The sequence below is a fragment of the Corynebacterium sp. MC3 genome (assembly GCF_900099485.1).
GTDB classification, from domain to species: domain Bacteria; phylum Actinomycetota; class Actinomycetes; order Mycobacteriales; family Mycobacteriaceae; genus Corynebacterium; species Corynebacterium pseudogenitalium.
In genome coordinates this window covers 375,616-395,914 of the sequence record NZ_LT622816.1, presented here as the reverse complement: position 1 = coordinate 395,914, position 20,299 = coordinate 375,616, and the positions used below count along the sequence as shown (strand labels likewise).

At 55.0% G+C, this 20,299-nt stretch carries 21 protein-coding genes and 1 tRNA gene; 11 read left to right on the top strand and 11 right to left on the bottom strand.

The features are described 5' to 3' along the window. Positions 1-26 precede the first annotated feature (26 nt). The 4 genes from BQ4436_RS10825 to BQ4436_RS10810 all read right to left on the bottom strand — a co-directional run bounded on the left by BQ4436_RS10825 (position 27) and on the right by BQ4436_RS10810 (position 3,216). Positions 27-695, bottom strand: coding sequence for an HAD family hydrolase (locus BQ4436_RS10825; protein ID WP_255366192.1), 669 nt, complete (start codon positions 693-695; stop codon positions 27-29). Further along, complete coding sequence (locus BQ4436_RS10820) at positions 688-1,071, bottom strand: hypothetical protein (RefSeq protein WP_070976908.1); 384 nt, start codon at positions 1,069-1,071, stop codon at positions 688-690. Before BQ4436_RS10820 ends, BQ4436_RS10825 begins: the two co-directional genes overlap by 8 nt. Further along, entirely contained in the window at positions 1,064-2,293 is a 1,230-nt protein-coding gene (mshC, locus tag BQ4436_RS10815) for a cysteine--1-D-myo-inosityl 2-amino-2-deoxy-alpha-D-glucopyranoside ligase (protein ID WP_070977218.1), read from the bottom strand. The genes BQ4436_RS10820 and mshC overlap by 8 nt, the downstream gene beginning before the upstream one ends. A 65-nt stretch (positions 2,294-2,358) precedes the next feature. Next, positions 2,359-3,216 carry an undecaprenyl-diphosphate phosphatase gene (locus tag BQ4436_RS10810; protein WP_070977215.1) on the bottom strand — a complete coding sequence of 286 codons (858 nt, stop codon included), beginning with the start codon at positions 3,214-3,216 and terminating at the stop codon, positions 2,359-2,361. Positions 3,217-3,283: 67 nt separating this feature from the next. On the opposite strand from BQ4436_RS10810, the gene BQ4436_RS10805 reads away from it, so the two are divergent. From BQ4436_RS10805 to BQ4436_RS10785, 5 genes are all read left to right on the top strand, one after another. Continuing rightward, positions 3,284-4,297, top strand: a complete 1,014-nt coding sequence (locus BQ4436_RS10805) for a YncE family protein (RefSeq protein WP_255366191.1) — start codon at positions 3,284-3,286, stop codon at positions 4,295-4,297. A 26-nt stretch (positions 4,298-4,323) separates the two neighbouring features. Then, positions 4,324-5,409: a quinone-dependent dihydroorotate dehydrogenase gene (locus tag BQ4436_RS10800; RefSeq protein ID WP_143000883.1), complete on the top strand. Its 1,086-nt coding sequence runs from the start codon at positions 4,324-4,326 to the stop codon at positions 5,407-5,409. 107 nt (positions 5,410-5,516) lie between these two features. After that, a tRNA-Leu gene (locus BQ4436_RS10795) sits at positions 5,517-5,602 on the top strand. A gap of 68 nt (positions 5,603-5,670) precedes the next feature. Continuing rightward, entirely contained in the window at positions 5,671-6,327 is a 657-nt protein-coding gene (locus BQ4436_RS10790; RefSeq protein WP_070977212.1) for a TVP38/TMEM64 family protein, read from the top strand. A gap of 43 nt (positions 6,328-6,370) precedes the next feature. After that, on the top strand, positions 6,371-6,919 hold the full coding sequence (locus BQ4436_RS10785; RefSeq protein WP_070362453.1) for a MarR family transcriptional regulator: 549 nt from the start codon (positions 6,371-6,373) through the stop codon (positions 6,917-6,919). On the opposite strand, the gene BQ4436_RS10780 is transcribed toward BQ4436_RS10785, so the two are convergent. From BQ4436_RS10780 to BQ4436_RS10770, 3 genes are read right to left on the bottom strand one after another with little or no spacing between them, the layout of a single operon-like run. Next, positions 6,897-8,102, bottom strand: coding sequence for an SPFH domain-containing protein (locus BQ4436_RS10780; protein WP_176754853.1), 1,206 nt, complete (start codon positions 8,100-8,102; stop codon positions 6,897-6,899). The two genes, BQ4436_RS10785 and BQ4436_RS10780, sit on opposite strands and share 23 nt — an antisense overlap. Further along, positions 8,102-8,533, bottom strand: coding sequence for an NfeD family protein (locus BQ4436_RS10775; RefSeq protein WP_070977209.1), 432 nt, complete (start codon positions 8,531-8,533; stop codon positions 8,102-8,104). Before BQ4436_RS10775 ends, BQ4436_RS10780 begins: the two co-directional genes overlap by 1 nt. A gap of 26 nt (positions 8,534-8,559) precedes the next feature. Beyond that, a complete protein-coding gene (locus tag BQ4436_RS10770) occupies positions 8,560-9,405 on the bottom strand; it encodes a DUF3097 domain-containing protein (RefSeq protein WP_070477105.1) in 846 nt (281 codons plus the stop codon). A 33-nt stretch (positions 9,406-9,438) separates the two neighbouring features. On the opposite strand from BQ4436_RS10770, the gene BQ4436_RS10765 reads away from it, so the two are divergent. Beyond that, positions 9,439-10,188: a hypothetical protein gene (locus tag BQ4436_RS10765; protein WP_070976899.1), complete on the top strand. Its 750-nt coding sequence runs from the start codon at positions 9,439-9,441 to the stop codon at positions 10,186-10,188. Here BQ4436_RS10765 and BQ4436_RS10760 read toward each other — a convergent pair. The 3 genes from BQ4436_RS10760 to BQ4436_RS10750 form a co-directional block, all read right to left on the bottom strand. Next, the gene (locus BQ4436_RS10760; RefSeq protein WP_083329561.1) at positions 10,178-11,230 is read right to left on the bottom strand and encodes a ferrochelatase; all 1,053 of its coding nucleotides are present in this window, start codon (positions 11,228-11,230) and stop codon (positions 10,178-10,180) included. The genes BQ4436_RS10765 and BQ4436_RS10760 overlap by 11 nt on opposite strands. A 19-nt stretch (positions 11,231-11,249) precedes the next feature. Then, entirely contained in the window at positions 11,250-12,797 is a 1,548-nt protein-coding gene (locus BQ4436_RS10755) for an NlpC/P60 family protein (protein WP_070977206.1), read from the bottom strand. A 547-nt stretch (positions 12,798-13,344) separates the two neighbouring features. Continuing rightward, on the bottom strand, positions 13,345-13,830 hold the full coding sequence (locus BQ4436_RS10750; RefSeq protein ID WP_143000872.1) for an Rv1476 family membrane protein: 486 nt from the start codon (positions 13,828-13,830) through the stop codon (positions 13,345-13,347). Between the two features lie 288 nt (positions 13,831-14,118). On the opposite strand from BQ4436_RS10750, the gene acnA reads away from it, so the two are divergent. The 5 genes from acnA (at position 14,119) to BQ4436_RS10725 (ending at position 20,023) form a co-directional block, all read left to right on the top strand. Further along, a complete protein-coding gene (gene acnA, locus BQ4436_RS10745) occupies positions 14,119-16,899 on the top strand; it encodes an aconitate hydratase AcnA (protein ID WP_070477099.1) in 2,781 nt (926 codons plus the stop codon). A gap of 113 nt (positions 16,900-17,012) precedes the next feature. Continuing rightward, positions 17,013-17,576 carry a TetR/AcrR family transcriptional regulator gene (locus tag BQ4436_RS10740; protein WP_070362446.1) on the top strand — a complete coding sequence of 188 codons (564 nt, stop codon included), beginning with the start codon at positions 17,013-17,015 and terminating at the stop codon, positions 17,574-17,576. A 26-nt stretch (positions 17,577-17,602) separates the two neighbouring features. Further along, positions 17,603-18,331 carry a glutamine amidotransferase-related protein gene (locus BQ4436_RS10735; protein ID WP_070362445.1) on the top strand — a complete coding sequence of 243 codons (729 nt, stop codon included), beginning with the start codon at positions 17,603-17,605 and terminating at the stop codon, positions 18,329-18,331. A 39-nt stretch (positions 18,332-18,370) separates the two neighbouring features. After that, entirely contained in the window at positions 18,371-18,640 is a 270-nt protein-coding gene (locus tag BQ4436_RS10730) for an ACT domain-containing protein (protein ID WP_070362444.1), read from the top strand. 12 nt (positions 18,641-18,652) lie between these two features. Beyond that, positions 18,653-20,023, top strand: coding sequence for a PFL family protein (locus BQ4436_RS10725; RefSeq protein ID WP_083329548.1), 1,371 nt, complete (start codon positions 18,653-18,655; stop codon positions 20,021-20,023). A gap of 18 nt (positions 20,024-20,041) precedes the next feature. Here BQ4436_RS10725 and BQ4436_RS10720 read toward each other — a convergent pair whose 3' ends face one another. Then, positions 20,042-20,290: a PLD nuclease N-terminal domain-containing protein gene (locus tag BQ4436_RS10720; protein ID WP_143000871.1), complete on the bottom strand. Its 249-nt coding sequence runs from the start codon at positions 20,288-20,290 to the stop codon at positions 20,042-20,044. Positions 20,291-20,299 lie beyond the last annotated feature (9 nt).

Genomic DNA, 20,299 nt, shown 5'->3' with positions numbered 1-20,299 from the left:
GGAAACAGAAGAGCTTTGAGCGCGGTTTATGGCGCGGAATACCACCTTGCAACATCATGAAGTGTCGCAGACTGTAAATCGCTGAAGGTGATTCTTGTGGCCGGCTTCGGGACATAGTCGGCCAAGCCGAGCACCCGTGCACCTGCCCTAATCGCTGCTTGCATTCCCGCCTGAGAGTCTTCAACTGCGATACAGCGCGACGGCTCAGCACCAACCAATTGCGCTGCTTTCAGATACATATCCGGAGCTGGTTTTGGGTTGGATACCTCATCTCCAGTCACGGTTGCTTGAAAGTAATCGTTGCCGATGAAATCAATGCAGGTTTGAGCGAGCGCGCGTTCTGTGTTCGTCGCAATGGCCATCGGAATGCCATGGTCCCGCAGTATGTCAAGGACATGGCGTATTCCCGGGTTCAGCTCAATACCTTGGGCGAGGAGTTGCTGCATCCGTTCTTGCATCCATCGCTTCAGCCGCTCTGTATCTCCGGGCTGCAAGGAATACCCGGTCCAAGTAGTGATGATGCTCAACGCTGTGGGGAAACTGACGCCCTCCGCTTTTCGACGCTCCTCCGCAGAAAGCCTCTTGCCCAAAAGCTCAGACAGCTCAAAGGTTGCTTGTGCCCAAAGCGGCTCGGTATTGATGAGCGTCCCATCCATATCCCACAGCACAGCTTGGGGAGCGCGAACCCTACTCACGATTGAACAGCTCCTGGACAACGGATGGATCCGCGCCAATGTGTGCCGAGACCTTCGCGAAAATTCCCTCGATGTCCGACATCTCCTCTGGCTCGAGCACGGCATATTGATGCTTAGCGTTGAACTCTTCAAGATTGGCGATGAGGCCCGTGTAGAGGTCGCTGATGGTGGCGTCGTCAACCGGCTGTGCGACGAGCGACGCAGTGTCGAGGAAGATCTCGAGGATTTCCCGGAGATCAGGTAGTACGGCAGGGTCAAATGGGGCTTCCCAGAGTTCGAGATCCTGCTCTTGCAAATATTCACCGGATGCAAACACCCTCAAATCCTCGATGAACTCGTCGACATCGGATTGGAATGCGGATCGGAGACTACTCATCGTTGCTGCCTACCTTTACACCGAGTAAGCCTTCGATAGCTTGTCGAAGTAACCCGTTGTAATCACCTTTGGCGGCGTCGATAATTTGAATCGCAGTTGGTGTGTCGAGGTCGTCAGCAAGGGCCTGGCGCAAATCTTGAATTGTCTGCTCCACGTGAGACTGCTCATCTGACTGAGAAAGAATTGTGTGCCACGACTTGAGTCGATGCTCTGCTTGATCGAGTGCCTCGTAGGAAAAATCACGGTCTTGGCGATAGTGGCCGGAGAAAACGGCAAGGCGAATCGCAGACGCTGAGTGTCCCTGTTCTGTTAGCTTGTGCACAAAGACGAGATTGCCGAGAGATTTCGACATCTTCACTCCCTCAAGCGCGATCATTCCCGCGTGCACGTAGTGGTGTGCCATCCGTTGTTTTCCAGTCGCAGCCTCAGCATGCGCGGCAGAAAACTCGTGATGTGGAAACGCTAGGTCCGAGCCTCCGCCTTGGATTGCAAACGGTACGCCGAGACGGTTCGCAGCGATGGCAGAGCACTCGACATGCCAACCTGGGCGGCCGGGGCCGAAGGGCGAATCCCACGCGGGCTCCCCTTCCCTGTGTCCACGCCACACCAGCGCATCGAGTGAGTCTCGTTTCCCCTCACGGTCAGGGTCTCCCCCGCGCTCGGCAAAGAAATGCTCCATCTGCTCGCGCGTCATGTTTGACTCGTATCCAAACTGTTTGGTTGCGGTGATATCAGCGTAAATATCACCGTGGTCTAGGCGGTACGCTGCGCCGACGTCGAGCAAGCGCTGCACCATCTCAATGACCTCATCGACAGTCTCCATCGCGCCAACATAGTCCTGAGGCGGGATGACTGAGAGCACTTCCATGTCGCTGCGGAAAAGGTTGATCTGTTCCGTTCCCAGCTCGCGCCAATCGACGCCGTCTCGCTCCGCGCGCTCGAACAATGGATCGTCGACATCGGTGATGTTCTGCACGTAATGAACGTCGTGGCCGTTAGCAAGGAGCTGACGGTAGATGAGATCAAAGGAGAGGTACGTAGCTGCGTGTCCAAGGTGAGTGGAGTCGTATGGGGTGATGCCGCAGACGTACATTCCCACCTTCCCCGAGTGATGAGCAGCTGTGTTAACGGGCTTTACCACCCTATCTGCGGTGTCGTACAGAGACAGCGGCACCGGAGTACCAGAGACAGCAGGGACTACAGGTTGTGGCCAAGAATGCATAGTGACCACCATACCGCGGCATGCTCATCATGCCGCGGTTACCGGCGTTCAAAGGCAAGCATTGCCTACACCGGTTGCATAACTCCGGTAGCCAGCAGCACCATCACGATGATGCCAAGAGGTATGCGGTACGCAGCAAACCAGGAGAATGAGTGGTGCGAAACAAACTTCAGCAGCCAAGCAATGGAAATATATCCCAAAACAAATGCGATAGCGCTTCCGACGAGCAACTGCAGACCTGTTGCTGCTTGCCCTGCTTGCGGGTCAAACGCATCCGGTAGTGAGAAGATGCCTGATGCGAGCACAGCCGGGATAGCTAAGAGGAACGAAAAACGAGTTGCTACTTCCCGCTCAAAGTTCAAAAAGAGACCGCCCGAAATAGTGCCGCCTGAACGCGAAACACCCGGAATGAGAGCTAAACACTGCCACAGGCCCATCACGATGGCATCTTTTACTGTCAGCTGCTCGAAGCTACGCTTTTTCGTCCCGCGCTTTTCCGCCAAGATGAACACGAACGAAAACAAAATGAGAACTGTTGCAGTAATCCAAAGGTTACGGAAGTTCTCACGGATCAAGTCTTTCAGCGCAAAGCCAAGCACCCCGACTGGAATAGTGCCAGCGATGACCATCCACCCCATCCGGTAATCGAACCCGCGCTTCGTCTTATCAAACAGTCCGACACACCATCCAGAGAGGAACCTCCAAATGTCCTTCGCAAAGAAGACCAGCACAGCGAGTTCGGTGCCGAGCTGAATGACAGCGGTAAAACTCGCGCCAGCGTCCTCGCCCCACAAAAGCTCGGACACAATGCGGAGGTGGCCTGACGATGAGACTGGAAGGAACTCGGTTAAGCCTTGGACGACCGAGAGGACAATCACTTGAGCCCATGTCATTGACTCTGCTAACTGAGAGGCGGCAATCATGTTGGAAAACCTTACCCGTGCGGAGAAAAATCCCCACATGCGTACAGCATTGATAAGGTTGACCTCCGTGAGAACAAAACGAAAAGTCGCCTTAATGCTGCCCATTATGGCCGTAGCTTTGGCTGTTGCGGCGTGTACTCCTGATGTCGTTGACCCAAATGACGCCATAAGTATGGGTAGCGCTGAACCAGTTGCGTCACCCCCTTCGGCACATCCTGACGGCCAGTCGCTTCAATTTGGCACCATCGTCGATGTGGATCAAACGAACGACTTGATTGGTGTGCGCACCCCGGATGCGCTTTACGTTGGGACCAGCGCACAATTCGAAGAAGACCGAGTAGAAGAGTTCAAGTTGGAGGATGCTTGCGGTGAAGTCTCGGCAAACGCTGGTCAGTTTGCGGTAGGGTGCGGGGATTTCATTGCCATCATTAACAAAGAGGGGCTTCAAAAAGTTGCTACCGACCACCCGGTGACTGCGGCAACAGTCGCCTCGGACGGCAGTGTTTTAGCCGGAAGCGACAGTGCGAAGTCAGTGTGGTTGTATAGCAACGGTGAGCTCAAAAAGGAGTTTTCTGTCGCGCGCGAAACTCACCAGCTGCAGGCTGTTCCGGTAGATGGTGGTGCCGATTCCGTGGTGCGCGTCAACACATTTGACACCACCATTCAGGACCTTGATTGGGGCACTGGACGTCAGGGGGCAACGTTGCGCGCTGGGCTTGGCGTCGGCAAGGTTGCTGCTGGAGAGCACGGTCTGGTGCTCGCTGCGGATGCGACGGGTAACCAGCTACTCGTGTACACCACCAATGAAGTCATTCGTCTCCAGCAGAGTGTGCCGGTGCCCTCCGGAGCGTGGGACGTCGCGTGGGATAGCGCTAATAAGCTCGCGTGGGTGACTTCAACCGAAAGGAACCTGGCGACTGCCTATGACATTTCCCACGGCGTCCCCGTTGAACGTGCTCAGGTCAGTACAGTTCCAGATGCACAAAGTATTGCAGCACTCTCTGACGGAACACTCATTATCGGATCTGCGTCAGGTAGTGGCCTGCAAATAGTTTCCACTGAAAGCATTGAGGCCAAATAGAAATGAATCAACGCAATTTGTACGACATGGTATATGGGCTCGCACTTCGGGGAATGTTTACAATTCCGCCTGAGCGCATCCACGACATCATCATGGGCGGGCTGAAAACCCTACAACGCCTAACTCCCCTCACCCGAGCTATGACTCGTGTCGTACGTGTCGACGGTCCGCTTCTCGAGCAGACATTGTTCGGCGTGCGTTTCCCCGCCCCGGTGGGTCTCGCAGCAGGATTTGATAAGAATGCGGAAGCTCCGGACACGTGGTCGGCGATCGGCTTCGGTTATGCGGAATTAGGAACTGTGACCCCGAAGGCGCAACCCGGAAATGAACGTCCACGGCTCTATCGCTTGCCGAAGGACAAAGCGATCCTCAACCGAATGGGCTTCAACAACGATGGCGCGCTGAGCGTTGCAGAGCGTCTCCGAGCCCGGAAGACTCCTGAGATCGTTGGAATCAACATCGGGAAAAACAAGCTCTCCGAGGACGCGGTTGGCGACTACCGGGCTACCGCGACTGTGCTCGGCCCTCTGGCGGACTACCTTGTGGTCAATGTTTCTTCCCCGAACACCCCTGGGCTTCGCAACCTTCAGTCAGTTGAATCGTTGAGGCCAATCCTTGACGTGGTTACTACGGCAACTACGACGCCTGTGCTGGTAAAAATTGCCCCTGATCTCAGCGACGAGGATATCGACGCAGTTGCAGACCTGGCCGTCGAAATGAACCTTGCTGGCATCGTGGCGACCAATACGACCATCTCCCGCGAAGGCCTTCGAACCGATGCTGCCGAAGTGGAAGACATGGGGGCGGGTGGCATTTCCGGCGCGCCGCTCAACAACCGCGCACTGGAGGTTTTGCGACGTCTCCATGCGCGAGTCGGCGACCAACTCGTACTGGTTAGTTCCGGTGGCATTTCGTCACCAGAACAGGCATGGGAGCGTATCACATCCGGCGCAAGCCTTCTCCAGGGGTATACGCCGTTTATTTACGGTGGTCCGGGGTGGATCTACCGAATTCACAAGGGCTTACAGAAGCAACTTAAAGCCCATGGACTTTCCAATATTACAGATGCTGTTGGCTCCGAACTCCCCTGGATCGCCTTGAGCTCCGACTAGCCTAGTGACCTACGTTTGGGCATTTGTACTGGCGATTTGCATCTTGAATCAACGTCACTCTATAGTAGTGCAAGTGCCCAGCCGAGAGGTTGAAAGCAAAACACCCAGCCCGGGTGGCGGAATGGCAGACGCGCTAGCTTGAGGTGCTAGTGTCCTATTAACGGACGTGGGGGTTCAAGTCCCCCTCCGGGCACAAAGACCGGCTTCCTCCAGGAAGCCGGTTTTTTGTTTAGGCCGCAAGTTAAAACGAAGGGCAAACGGATGCGCCAACAGTCACCACTACGCGTGATGGTCATTTTGGTACTTCTCGCAATTGCACTGTGGGTCTGGCGCTTCTTTGAAATACCTTCGCTGTCGACGTTTCGCGAATGGGCTGATAGCACGGGAACCTGGTTCCCAGTCGTTTTTTGGCTGCTCTACGTACTCATCACGCAGTTCCCGATCCCCCGTACGTTGCTCACCATTTCCTCCGGTGTTCTGTTCGGTGGTTGGTTCGGGATTCTGCTCGCTATTACCGCAACGACGGCCTCAGCAGGTCTTTCGCTAACTGTTGTGCGGTTTCTTTTACGTGACTGGGTTGAGAGCAAAATTTCTCACCCCAAGCTGCACATGATTAATGAACGGTTGGAACAGCGCGGTTGGCTGGCTGTAATGAGCCTGCGACTCATCCCCGGTATCCCTTTCTCGGTCATGAACTACGCTTCAGCGCTAAGTAGAGTCCGGCTTTTGCCGTTCATGGGGGCAACGCTCATCGGCTCGGCTCCTAACACGATTCTCGTTGCATTGTTCGGAGACACGTTGAGCGGAGATGCAAACCCAGTACTTCTCGGCGCAGTGTTTGCACTATCGGTTCTTGGCGTGACAGGACTGATTATCGACGCGCGCCACCCGGCGAAGCCGCGTCGAATAGAAGAGTAAAGGCTCGAGCGTGTACTTTCTTGAAGCACGCTAGTATGTACGCATGATTGCTGTGCATGCACGTTACCGTGGTCGCGAAAAAGGTCGCGCCGCGTTCGTCGAGTCCTCGGCTCACGCGCTCTCGACGCTTCCGGGTGTTTCGCCGTTCGAAGTCATTGGCGTTGAGGATATCCGCACAACAGTGGATGGGCCGGAGACGGCACTTAACCTCATTATGGCGCTGCTGTCAGATGGTAATTGGGCTGTCGGCCTGGGAATCACGCGCAGGCGACGTGCAGAGTTTGCCGCCACTGAGGCTGTCGGCACACGTGCAGCGCAAGTGAAAGTTATCACGGATGCTCATGCGCCTGACACCGAGGCAGAAGATATCTCAGCGACGTTTGCCCTGCTGGCGCACATTCTGCATAAGCGAACGTTTGAAGGCCGCGAAGCCACATCGCTCGTGCGCTCTGGGCTCAACCAAAATGAAGCCGCAGCGCAGCTAGGTATTTCTAAACAGGCAATGAGCCAGCGCCTGCAGGCCGCCGGGTGGCAGGCCGAGCAGGCTGGCTGGAAACTCGCGCTACACCTTATGCGTCGCGCGAGTCATTAGATTCAATTGCCCGGTGCTCGCCCTTTTGGGCAACTTGCGGCGTTTCGGTTGGGGTAGAGACTTCGTCGAATGCGCTTGTCGGATCCGGGTCGTCGACGTGCTTGTTCGCGACGGCACGCGCCTCTGCAAGTGCCCGAGCAAGTTCAGGATCAGTGGAGGTATCAAACCACTGGTCCGTGCTGTCGTCTTCGCCGGCCATAGCGCGCGTTTGTGAATCTGCACGCTGGGGTTCGTAGCGGAACACTCCGTCGCTGTCCTTGCCAGCGAACGCCTTGGCGAACTGCTCCAAAGAATCGCCAAAGCTGTTCGGAATCATCCACATCGTTGATGCTTCATTGGCCGCGATCTTAGGCAGCTTCTCCAGGTACTGGTACGCAAGCATCTCCGGCGTCACCTCTGAGGACTTGATCGCCGCGTTGACTTTCTGAATGGCTCGCGCTTCACCTTGCGACTCAAGATATTTCGCCGCACGCTCGCCTTCCGCGCGTAGAATCATCGCCTGACGCTCAGCTTCAGCCGCGAGAATAGCAGCGTGCTTCTCGCCTTCAGCAGAGAGGATTCGTGCCTGCTTTTCACCTTCGGCAGTCTTGATGTCCGACTCGCGCTTACCTTCAGCGGTAAGAATCATGGCGCGCTTTTCGCGGTCGGCTTTCATCTGCATTTCCATCGATTGCTGAATCGATGGTGGCGGATCAATCGCTTTCAGCTCAACGCGGCTAATACGCAATCCCCACTTGGCGGTAGCAGCGTCAAGCTCACCCCTCAGACGCCTGTTAATAGTTTCTCTCGAGGTCAGCGTTTCCTCAAGCGTCATCCCGCCGACGACATCACGCAACGTCGCGACGGATATTTGCTCAACACCTACCAAATAATTATCGACGCCGTAAATAGCCTTTGCCGGATCGTTAATCTGAAACGTCACCACAATATCAATTGCGACGGTGAGGTTGTCCTGCGTAATTACTGCCTGCGGAGGAAACGAAACGACCCTCTCGCGCGTATCAACGCGCGCTCTAACACGATCAATAAACGGCACCAGTAGTGTTAGCCCACCGGAAACGGTCCGTGTATAGGACCCCAGACGCTCAATAACTGCTGACTCACCTTGCGGGATTAGCTTCACAGATGCGAGCAGCACCGCGATTACCAAGATGAGCAGCAGCCCCAGTATTACCAAGGCCATTATGGCGACTCCTTCCATACGACGGCGATTGGGCCGTCAATATCTGAAACGATGACTGTGGAACCAGACTTAATGGTGTGGCTTGGATCAATTGCTCTCGCGGACCAAAGCGATCCGTCCAGTTGAATCTGACCGCTGCTCGGCGTGATCTCCTCAACCACTTGTGCACTCGCGCCAATGAGTGATTGGCCAAGCTCCCCCACCGCAGATGGGCGGCGCAAGCGCCTGTGCAAGTAAGGCCGGAGGAGGAACCAGAAACCGGCCGAAGCAACTACAAACGCCCCGATTTCAACCCCCAAAGGCACCCCGGCAAGCGCAATAGCAGACGTAGTAAGCGCCCCTGCTGCAATCATGAGGAACGTGAACTCCCCTACGGCGAGTTCAGCAACTGCGAATGCTACGGCAATGCCTAGCCAAATAAGACTACCCACGGCTTCACTATACAAAAACGATTCGGTCAGCAGTCGGATTTCTTAAGCTGCGGATTGGTGACAAAATCCACGAGTCGCTCAACTGCGCCGATAAGGGTGGAATCAAGATCTCGGTATGTCTCGACAGCATCGTAGACACGCCGCCAGCCATCCTTCGGGCTGCCCCACCCGGCGCGTTGGCATACCCCTGTCTTCCAATCCTCTCCGTAAGGCACCTTTGGCCAGTTCTTCAACCCAACTCGTTCCGGCTTGACGGCTTCCCAAATGTCGATGTATGGGTGGCCTGTGACAAGTACGTGTGGACCTACCCCCTCGACGAGGCGGGACTCTTTTGTGCCTTCGATGAGGTGGTCAGCAAGCACACCGATGCGTCGCCCCGGTCCCGGGTGGAACTCCTCCAGCCTGTCGCTCAAGTTGTCAAGCCCCTCAAGATACTCAACGACGACACCTTCGACTTTGAGGTCGTGCCCCCATACCTTCTGTACGATAGCGGCGTCGTGAATACCTTCCACCCAAATTCGGCTTGGCTGCGCAACTTTCGCTTTCGCGTTAGCTACTTTCCGTGAACCGGAGTTTGAGTGGGTGCTCGATTCCTGCTGCGGAGCGACATAGCGGTGTAAGGAGACTCGCTGTCCCTCTACTTCGAAGGCTCCGGGAAGCATCTTAAAAAGGCGTTGTTGCCCGTGCCTGTCCTCAAGACGAACGAAATCACCGTCGTACGTACGCTCAAAACCAACTACGGCTCCCACGAATTCGTCGCCCACAATCTCAACGATGATGCCCGGCTCTGCGGGGATGCTGGGATACTTGGGCTTCTTGTTGCGCGAATGCCCTTGGAAAATATCTCCGCTGTAACGATTATCCGGTGTCATAGTGGCACTAGTCTATCGGTTACCATCAGACGAATGAATCTTCGCGCGTATGTTTACTCGCCACTGCAAAACACTGCGGTGTGGATCGCAGCGTGGTTGTATCACGTGACGTCGACAGACGAAACGCTCGCAGCACTTGACGAGCTCGGTGGAGGCCACCATTATGTCACCGGTGGGGGCGTAGAATTACTCACCGAAATTCGCAGGGTGGCTCATCTTGAGTCCCGCGAGCCGGTCGTGCGGCTAGTCCTAGGTGGAGCGGGCGACACTCCGGCGCTGTGGGCTCACACAGCAGCGGCGGAAGCAATGACGGATGCAGGAGCCTTGATCATCATCGGTGCAGAAGGGCTCTATCACATTCTCATTCCGAGCTTCGAAACAGACGGCGTGCACTGGCGTTGGTTCGAGGATTATCGACGCCCACCCGAACCAGACTGGCTTTCTCCTGGTCAGGCCGACCAAATGCTGAGAAACGCAACAGATCAAGCTGCGATGATGATTGAGGCCGTCGCCCAGCCCAACGAAACGCTGTCCTCACCCCGACTCACGGTCGGCCATATCACCGATTTCTATGACACCCCAGGATTGCCAATTGCCACCACGCCAAGGGCAGCTCAGATTTTTGCGCGCGCGGATAGAGTCTCGGCGATCGTCGAGACGGTGACAGACCGGCTGGGAGATCACTCTTTTGATCAGCACTTGCTCGTATTAGGAAGGAGCATCCGAAGAGCGCGAACAGCAGGCGTTGCGGAAGCCGTTCGCGATTTTCGGGCTACTCGGTAACGCGCGGACGAATCGGAGCGCAGCAATCAGTGTGGCAAGGAACACCATTTTCGGTGCAGCCCTGCACCGAAATCGTGGACAGCGTAGGAGGCGTCGTGCCGTGGCTAATGCATTCTGCAATGTCAACGATCATCGATGCGAACCGCGGCTCGAGACCGATAGTCGGGACCCTGGTGAATTCAACGCCGCGCTTGTCGCACTCAGCCTTCAATTCGGTATCGAGATCCCACACAACCTCCATATGGTCAGTCAAGAACCCGATCGGCACGCAAACGATGTGAGTGACTCCCTGTTGATGGAGCTCCTTGACGCGGTCGATAATATCGGGCTCTAGCCACGGAGTCTGCGGGTTGCCGGAACGCGATTGCCAAACGTTTTCGTAAGTCTCTACTCCTGCATGCTCTGCGACGAGGCGCGAAGCCTCAAGGACCTGCCGCGAGTAAAGATGAGCGTCCTCGTGGCCGCCAGCGGCGGCATCTGCAGCTGTGGGAATTGAGTGCGCCGAGAAGAGGATCCGGGTCGTTCGCAAAGCCTTGTCATCAATTGACTCCATTGCTTGCTTCAACGAATCACCCATGAGCCGGACAAACGTTGGGTGCCCGTAGAACTGCCACAGTTTTGTGAAATGCAGCTCAGGGTGTGCCTGGTGCAACCGAGCAATATCCTCATCATACTGACGGCAAGCGGAGTAACCGCCCCAAGCGCTCGTAGCGAAAACGAGGATGTTCCGATGCCCAGCTTCTGAGATTTCGCGTGCGGTATCTTCTGCGAAAGGATGCCAATTCCGATTTCCGAAATAGACCGGAAGATTATGCCCCCGCCTACTCAGCTCGGCACGAAGCTGCTCGATGATTTCTAGATTTTGGCCATTAATTGGGCTCACTCCACCGAAGTGGAAATAGTGCTCACCAACTACTTTCAACCGCTCTTTCGGGATGCCCCTGCCGCGTGTGACATTTTCGAGGAATGGAATTACTTCGCCCTCCCCTTCTGGTCCACCGAAAGAGAGCACGAGCAACGCATCGAAATTTTTGAATGCCATGGGGAATGATTCTAATGAACTAAAGCAGACGGACTGCATTCGCTGACATACCAGACCAACGAACTGGAGCAATCTGAACATTCTGGCCAGCTTGAGGAGCCTCGATCATCATGCCGTCGCCGAGGTAAATTGCCACGTGCTGACTGCCGCCAGGGCCCCAGAACAAGAGATCGCCACGTTGTGCTTCACTCGGCGCAACTGGAGTTCCTCGCTGGTACTGGTAGCCCGTGTAGTGCGGCAGCGAAATTCCTACGCCAGCAAAGGCGTAGAGCACAAGCCCAGAGCAATCGAATCCAGACATGCTCCCGCCATTCACACCCACGGTTGGACCATTCGCGTCACCACCGCCCCAAACATACGGCGTACCGATCATCGCTTCGGCACGTGCGATTACTGTCTCTACAGACGAGGAATTTGCCGACGGTGCTAAGGCAGACCGAACTTCATTCGTAATCGACTCGAAAGTGCCAACTGCAGGAACGACCTGCGACAGATCGGAAGTAGCAGAGTCAGGCTGACCAGCGGAGGAATCAGCAGCCAGAACACTATTGAGCCCCTGTGCGAAAGCAGCAATGACGTCACTTGTGCTCGAGCCTCCATAGGGGTTCGCTGTTTCGCTGTGATCAGGCTGAGAGGAACCAACGAGGGCTTCAGAAGCGACGATGGTTGCCGCTTGGGTCAGCAAGTCAGTGACATCGCTCCCCTCGGAGTACTCGAGCCGCGGCGTATCTGCCTGGTTGGAGACCTCCACATATCCACCTGTACGCTGCGCCGTATTCACGGCTTGTACTAGTGCTTGTTCATTTGGAACCTCAGCTCCGGGGGCAATTTCGTTCATTCGTTCTTCGACGGCGTCAAGAAGCTCAGGCGAAACCTCATACGTTTCAGCTGGAGTCTCCTGAACCTCAGCTGACTGCGGCGCAGGGCTATTTGAGATGCCACGTTCCTGCGCGACGTCGCTCTCGATGCTGTTCAACTCCGCAGATGCAGCCTCGCGCTGCTCAATGACATCGTCTAGTTGTGAAGACAGAGAGGCAAGCTCATCACGCGTAGCGGATTCTGCGGCCGCAGCTTCGTCCGCAGCCTGCTGCGCAACTTCACTGGCCTGGCGCTGCAGAGATTCATCGTTCGCAGCCTCGAGGCGTGCTTGCTCAACTTCGGCGAGCTTTTGCTGTTTTTCCTCGCTTCGTTGACGGAGAAAGAGTGAACGGTCAAGTACATCCTTTTGCGATTGCTCTCCACCGAGTGCCTGAATCGGGCTTCCACCAGCGGAGTTGCGATACTGCGACCGAGTCACTGCGGATAGCTCAGCACGAGCTTTCTCAACTGCCGCCTGCGATTCCTCCAGACGACGCTTCGCCTCCTCAGCACCGCGGCGTGCCTGCTCAGAACGAGACTGAGCATCATGGAGGTCTACAAAAGCACGATTTGCCGCTTCCCGTAGTTGACCAATTTTCAGGTCTAGTTCGGCGATCTCAGCTTGCGATGCTGAAAGCTTGGCTACTAGAGCAGACGCAGTTGACTGCGCTGCGGGAGCAGCAACAGCAGGGCCCACAGGAGAGCTCAATGAAAAAGCCAACGCGAAACTGGTTGAACAAGCAAGGGTGCTGGACCAAACCTGGCGAGCACGCGTTCGCGTGCTCTTCGACGGGGTAACCACGAAGGTGCTCCTCACGCCGCACCCAACATCAACTCATGCAAAGTCTCACGCCGGGCAAGCAAGCGAGTGACTAGCTCGCTGTCAGGCAAACCCGACCTGTGAAGACTCCGCGTGCTGAGACGAGTACGGCTCTGTTAAATCGACTACTGAAAACAGCCTCACGGTTGTGTACGACGCAAACATAGACGTGGTTTGACTGGACCACACGTGTCAAAAGTCAGTGCAACTTCCTTGACTAGAGGAAAGCTCTGGCACGTTTGCAACACACCTCAGCTCATGAGGCAACAAACAAACCATACGACACTTAACTGATTTGTTACACAAACTTTATCTTCAGTAACAGAAGTTAAGGATTTTCACTTGACGACGAGAGCTCTAACCTTGGATTATGTAGGCACAAAAGTAGCAGTGTGATTATCGTCACTTAAAAGTTGCTAATCGAAATGTCAAGGCTCTACGCCTGACGCCAATTCTGGATAGCGGTGGCTCCACACGTGACGATGAGGACTACTGCAACCGCAATCAATACCGAAATCCAATCAAGCTGCCTAGAGGTTGCCTCTTGCAGAAACTGTGCCACCCCATCTTCGTAGCTTGAGGCCCGTACAGAGGCGAGCTGGCCAGCCTCGATTGAGGAACGTGGAAACTTTTCTGATGTAGCAATGGCGACATCGGGCGTTCGGATATAGATAGTTTCGATTCCGGTGGCAAGATTGAGGTCTTGCGCCAGATCTCTTAACTCAGGAATGCGGGGAGGCGTCGAGTCGAGAAAAACGAGCCCCACATTAAGGCCAGAATGATCATGCGCGCTCGACAAGGTGGAAGATAGTGACTGTTCCAGGCTGCCGGTGCCTTCATTGGCAGTCTCGAATGCGATACCGTCAATATTGAGCTGATCTACAAGGCTATCGAATCGTGGGTCTGGATTTTGGTATTGCATGTCGCGGCTACATTCCTCTGTGGTCGATGGGCCCCTCATTCTATCCTGTATGGCGATAATCACCTTGTACTCCCCCGTACAGTTCGCCTTAACTGCGGAGATTGTTGGGTTGTGCCCCAAATGGGGGGTTTAGCTCCATTTTTTCTCAAATCTTCCCTGTTGGAGAACAAACATTACATCCGTACTGTTATCATTGCTACGCATAGGCGGTTAATCGCATATCTTTGAGGTTGACCGTTTGGACCTTGTTCCAATTTATCTGGTTTACGACGAGAAACGGAGCTTACTGTGACCGAAAGCAAGAACTCCTTTAACGCCAAGAAGTCGCTTCAGGTCGGCGAGAAGTCTTATGACTACTTCGCACTTGATGCGGTTGAAGGCATGGAGAAACTTCCATACTCCCTCAAGGTTCTTGGTGAAAACCTCCTCCGCACTGAGGACGGCAAGAACGTGACCAAGAAACACATCGAGGCTATCGCGAACTGGGATCCAGATGCCGAGCCATCTGTAGAAATTCAGTTCACCCCTGCCCGCGTCCTTATGCAGGACTTTACTGGTGTTCCTTGTGTCGTGGACCTGGCCACCATGCGTGAGGCAGTTTCCACACTCGGCGGTGATCCTGATCAGGTCAACCCGCTGAACCCAGCCGAGATGGTCATCGACCACTCTGTGATCATCGAGGCGTTCGGTTCCACCAACGCTCTCGACAAGAACGTCGCAATCGAGTACCAACGCAACGAGGAGCGCTACCAGTTCCTGCGTTGGGGCGCTGAGAACTTCTCGAACTTCCGCGTTGTGCCACCGGGGACCGGTATCGTTCACCAGGTCAACATTGAGTACCTCTCCCGTGTTGTATTCGATAACGATGGCGTTGCATACCCAGACACCTGTATTGGTACCGACTCCCACACCACCATGGAAAATGGCCTTGGCATCCTGGGCTGGGGCGTTGGCGGTATTGAGGCTGAGGCTGCAATGCTTGGCCAGCCAGTTTCGATGTTGATCCCACGCGTTGTCGGATTCAAGCTCACCGGTGAGATTCCTGCCGGCGTCACCGCTACCGATGTTGTGTTGACGATTACCGAGATGCTGCGCGAGCACGGCGTGGTTCAGAAGTTCGTCGAGTTCTACGGCAATGGTGTAAAGCAGATCCCACTTGCAAACCGTGCGACGATCGGCAACATGTCGCCTGAGTTCGGCTCCACCTGTGCGATCTTCCCAATCGATGAAGAGACCATCAACTACCTGCACCTTACCGGTCGTTCCCAGGAGGACATCGACCGTGTGGAGGCATACGCGAAGGCTCAGGGCATGTGGCTTGAGCAGGACGCTCCAGAGGCGAAGTACTCCGAATACTTGGAGCTTGATCTCTCAACGGTCGTTCCGTCAATCGCTGGCCCGAAGCGTCCGCAGGACCGCATCCTCCTGTCCGAATCCAAGGACACCTTCCGTAAGCAGCTGCCGGACTACAACGATGCTGGCAACGAGACCTTCGAGCCAGTTCGTGCGGCGAAGGTTGAGACAGTTGACTTCAATCAGTCCTGGCCTGCAAATGGAGAATCTGCAGCGGTCGGCGCAGAGGGTCGTGCTTCGAAGCCCGTTATCGTTGAGTCGCCGCAGGGTGGCGAGTACACCCTGGATCACGGCATGGTTGCGATTGCAGCTATTACTTCCTGCACCAACACTTCCAACCCATCGGTCATGGTTGGCGCTGCTCTGCTCGCACGCAAGGCTGCGGAAAAGGGTCTGAAGGCGAAGCCATGGGTTAAGACAATCATGGCACCGGGTTCCCAGGTTGTCGACGGCTACTACGAACGCGCCGATCTCTGGAAGGACCTCGAGGCTGTTGGCTTCTACCTCACCGGCTTCGGCTGTGCATCCTGCATCGGTAACTCTGGTCCTCTGCCAACAGAGGTCTCCGACGCTATCAACGAATACGACCTGACCGCGACCGCAGTCCTGTCTGGCAACCGTAACTTCGAGGGCCGCATTTCTCCTGACGTCAAGATGAACTACTTGGCTTCGCCTCTGCTCGTCATCGCCTACTCCATCGCTGGCACGATGGACTTCGATTTCGAGACCCAGCCACTTGGTCTGGACCAGGATGGCAACGACGTCTTCCTGAAGGATGTATGGCCATCAACTGAGGAAATTGAATCCACCATTGCTGGCACAATCTCCCGTGAAATGTACGAGGCTGACTACGCCGACGTCTTCAAGGGTGACAAGCAGTGGCAGGATCTGGATATCCCAACCGGCAAGACATTCGAGTGGAACGACGATTCCACGTACATCCGCAAGGCCCCGTACTTTGACGGAATGCCAGCTGAGCCAAACGACGTTTCGGACATCGATGGTGCTCGCGTACTTGCCAAGTTGGGTGACTCTGTGACGACGGACCACATCTCCCCTGCTTCGTCCATCAAGCCAGGTACGCCGGCAGCAAACTACCTCGATGCAAACGGCGTCAAGCGTCAGGACTACAACTCCTTCGGCTCACGTCGTGGTAACCACGAGGTCATGGTTCGCGGTACCTTTGCCAACATCCGTCTCCGCAACGAGCTTGTTGAAGACGCTGGTGGCTACACTCGCGACTTCACCCAGGAAGGTGCACCGCAGGCATTCATCTACGATGCTGCACAGAACTACCAGGCCGCTGGTATTCCGCTTGTCGTCCTGGCAGGCAAGGAATACGGCACTGGTTCTTCCCGCGACTGGGCTGCAAAGGGCACGAAGCTGCTCGGCGTCCGCGCTGTCATCGCTGAGTCCTTCGAGCGTATTCACCGTTCGAACCTCATCGGCATGGGCGTGCTTCCACTGCAGTTCCCAGAAGGAAAGTCTCACGCATCGCTCGGGCTCGACGGCACAGAGACGATCTCCATTAGCGGCATCACAGCGTTCAATGAGAACGGAACGATCCCTGAGACCGTCCGTGTATCCGCAACGAAGGATTCCGGCGAGACCGTAGAATTCGACGCTGTAGTCCGCGTAGATACACCAGGTGAGGCTGAATACTACCGTCACGGTGGTATTTTGCAGTATGTTCTTCGCCAGATGGTCAAGAACTAACACCGTAGTTACGTAACACGCTTGAGGGGTCTCCGCGGTATGTGGTGACCCCTTAAGTCTTTCTTTTTCTCCAATGCAATTATTAAGTAGCTCGAAAGGTTGGGCGCCTGACTATGCCGATCATTAGTGATGCAGAGCTCGCGCGGCGTCGCAAAGAAATCTTGGATGCGTCGAGAGCATGCTTCGCCAAGTATGGGTTTGAAGGAGCTACCGTAGCTCGTTTGGAAAAGGCCACTGGCAAAACGCGTGGTGCTATTTTTCATCACTTCGTAGACAAGGAAACGTTGTTTCTCGCCATCGCCAGCGAGGACGCTGAACGCCAAGCTGAGGTAGTTAGCCGACAGGGGCTCGTAGAAGTTATGCACGACCTCTTGCAACATCCGGAAGAAAATGACTGGTTCGTGACGCGTTCTGAGATTGTTCGAAAGCTCCGCACAGATCCTGCATTTGAAGCTCGGTGGAGGAAGCACCAGGAAGTACTTGATGAGGCTGTGCGGAAACGGCTGGAATCGAATACGGCGATGCGGCAAGATGTGCCAATTGAAGTAATGCAGACCTATCTAGAGACAGTTCTGGAAGGGTTCATAATCAAATTGGCCGCAGGTGAGCCACCAGAGCAGCTGGAAGCAATGCTAGACGTTGTCGAGCAGTCTGTTCGATCTTCGGTTTCTAGCTAGCTACCGGGCGATATAGACTGTTCGTCATGTCTAAGTTGCTTATGGTGTCGCTGCGAAATGGTGAGATCGGTGCTGACGTTGCTCACGCCGAGTACAACGACGTACTCAAAGCGACGAAGATGGATCAGACAGCTATAGAGCTCTGTCATATCTCTGACGAGCACGCCCAGCTGAAGTCACTGGATTCAGTTGAAGGCGTGATCGTTGGAGGTTGTTCTTTAAACGTTTCAGATGCACATACCTCAGCGTGGGCGCAGCATGTAGATGCTGTGCTCACTGAGGTTGTGGAATCTGGAAAACCCGTGTTCTTCGTTTGTTTCGGAACGAGCTGGCTGGTGCACTACCTCGGAGGAAACATCGTTCACACGCATCCAGAGGACTCTGGCCCGACACAGGTTTCGCTTTCAGACGCCGGTAAACGTGACGTACTGCTTCAGGGGTTCCCAGGGAACTTCACAGCGCTGACCGGACATACCGAGAATCCTGACGAGTCCACCCTCCCGCCCTCACTTGAGATATTGGCAGTTGGGAATAGTTGTCCGGTTCAGATGATTCGGTACGGTGATCATGTTTGGGCGACGCAATTTCATGCGGAGATGGATGCCAAAGCAATGCAGACTCGTATGGACTTCTTCGCTAACTATGGGTACTTCTCTCCGGAAGACTACGACAAGATCGTAAAGGGGCTGCCTCTTCACGATGTTTCGTGGGCAAACAGAATTTTACAATCATTTACGCAATACTGCGTGGGTTGAGTAGAAACAACTTGTTTCTGGTAGCTAGAATTCCTACTTATGCATGCAATCATCACAACCACAGGTAAAGACCGTGTAGGCATCATCGCAGGAGTTGCGATCGCCGCGGCTGAGGTAAACCTCAATATCGTAGATGTTTCCCAAACTCTCATGGATGACTTCTTCACCATGATCATGCGTGTGGAACTTCCCGAAGGCGATGTAAACATGGAATCACTGCAAACTCACCTTTCAGCAGCTGGTGAATCTTTGGGGGTCATTGTTCGGATCCAGTCCGAGGACCTTTTCACCGCCATGAACGAAATCTAGGGAGGGGTTGCTGTGGCTGTTGATTTTGATTTCAAGTCCCAACACATTCTTGACGTCATCAAGATGATTGAGGACTACCGGCTGGACATTCGTACTGTAACAATGGGAATCTCACTCATCGGTTGTACACGTCCCACTATGGATGCAACGTGCCAGGCGGTCTACGACAGAGTGACGACGAAGGCAGCCCGTCTGGTAGAAGTTTGCCAGGACATTGAACGCGAGCTCGGTATTCCCATTGTGAACAAGCGAGTCTCCGTTTCTCCCATTGCTTTGGTCGCAGCTGGGGTGGACGGCAATCCGGTCGACATTGCAAAAGCGCTTGACAAAGCGGCGGGTGAGCTGGGAGTCAACTTCGTAGGTGGTTACTCGGCGCTCGTTGAAAAGGGGGCAACCACCTCTGATATGCGTCTCATCGAGTCCATTCCGGAGGCATTGACCGTCACGGAGAACGTGTGTGGCTCGGTGAACATCGCTACTTCCCGTGCTGGTATCAACATGGATGCTGTCGCGAAGATGGGGCGCGTCGTGAAAGAGGCAGCGGAGCTGACCAAAGACCGTTCTTCGATTGCGTGCGCAAAGCTTGTTGTGTTCGCAAATGCTGTGGGTGATAACCCATTTATGGCCGGAGCGTTCCATGGCATTGAGGAGCCTGACGCGGTTGTTTCAGTTGGTGTATCAGGCCCTGGTGTCGTCGACAATGCGATCCAGCGGCTCGGAAAAGCCAGCTTGAACGAGGTAGCTGAAGAGATCAAGAAGGCTGCGTTCAAGATCACCCGCGCAGGCCAGCTGGTTGGCAACCTTGCTTCAGAACGTCTCGGAGTGCCATTTGGCATCGTCGATCTCTCCTTGGCACCGACCGCTGAGGTTGGTGACTCCGTTGCGCATATCCTCGAACACATGGGGCTAGAGCAGGTTGGCACGCACGGCACGACGGCTGCGCTCGCGCTTCTTAACGACGCCGTCAAAAAAGGCGGCATGATGGCCTGCTCCCGTGTCGGAGGGCTTTCTGGATCCTTTATTCCGGTTTCGGAAGATAAGGGCATGATCGACGCGGTCCGCGCTGGATCCATCAGTATGGACAAGCTCGAAGCGATGACGTCGATCTGCTCTGTCGGGTTTGACATGATCGCCATCCCCGGCAACACCTCGGCGGAAACGATCGCGGGGATGATCGCTGATGAGGCTGCAATCGGCGTCATGAACCATAAGACCACCGCAGCGCGCCTCATCCCCGTACCGGGCACCAAGCCGGGCGACGAGGTGAACTTCGGTGGCCTCCTCGGCTACGCCCCTGTAATCGAGGTAGGTACAAAACAAAATACGGAGTTTATTCAGCGCGGTGGCTTCATCCCTGCGCCGGTCCACGGGTTCCGGAATTAAACACCCCAGCGGTGGGGCTTACTTCCTCCCGAAGAGGAAGTAAGCAATCCATCCAAACATATTCACGCCGCCCACGGCAGGGCCCCATACCCACTTCGAGCCGCGGATTTTCCGGTTATCAGTCCTGGCCAAATGAACTAGCGCCGTAATTTTGCCCAGTAAATCGATGGAGGCGAGCGATGCAATGAGCCTGCGCTCCTGCGCGGACATGCCGCTCCAGCTATTACGTACGTCAAGTAACAGTGTTTCGAATCGTGTCGTATTCACGACCTCCAC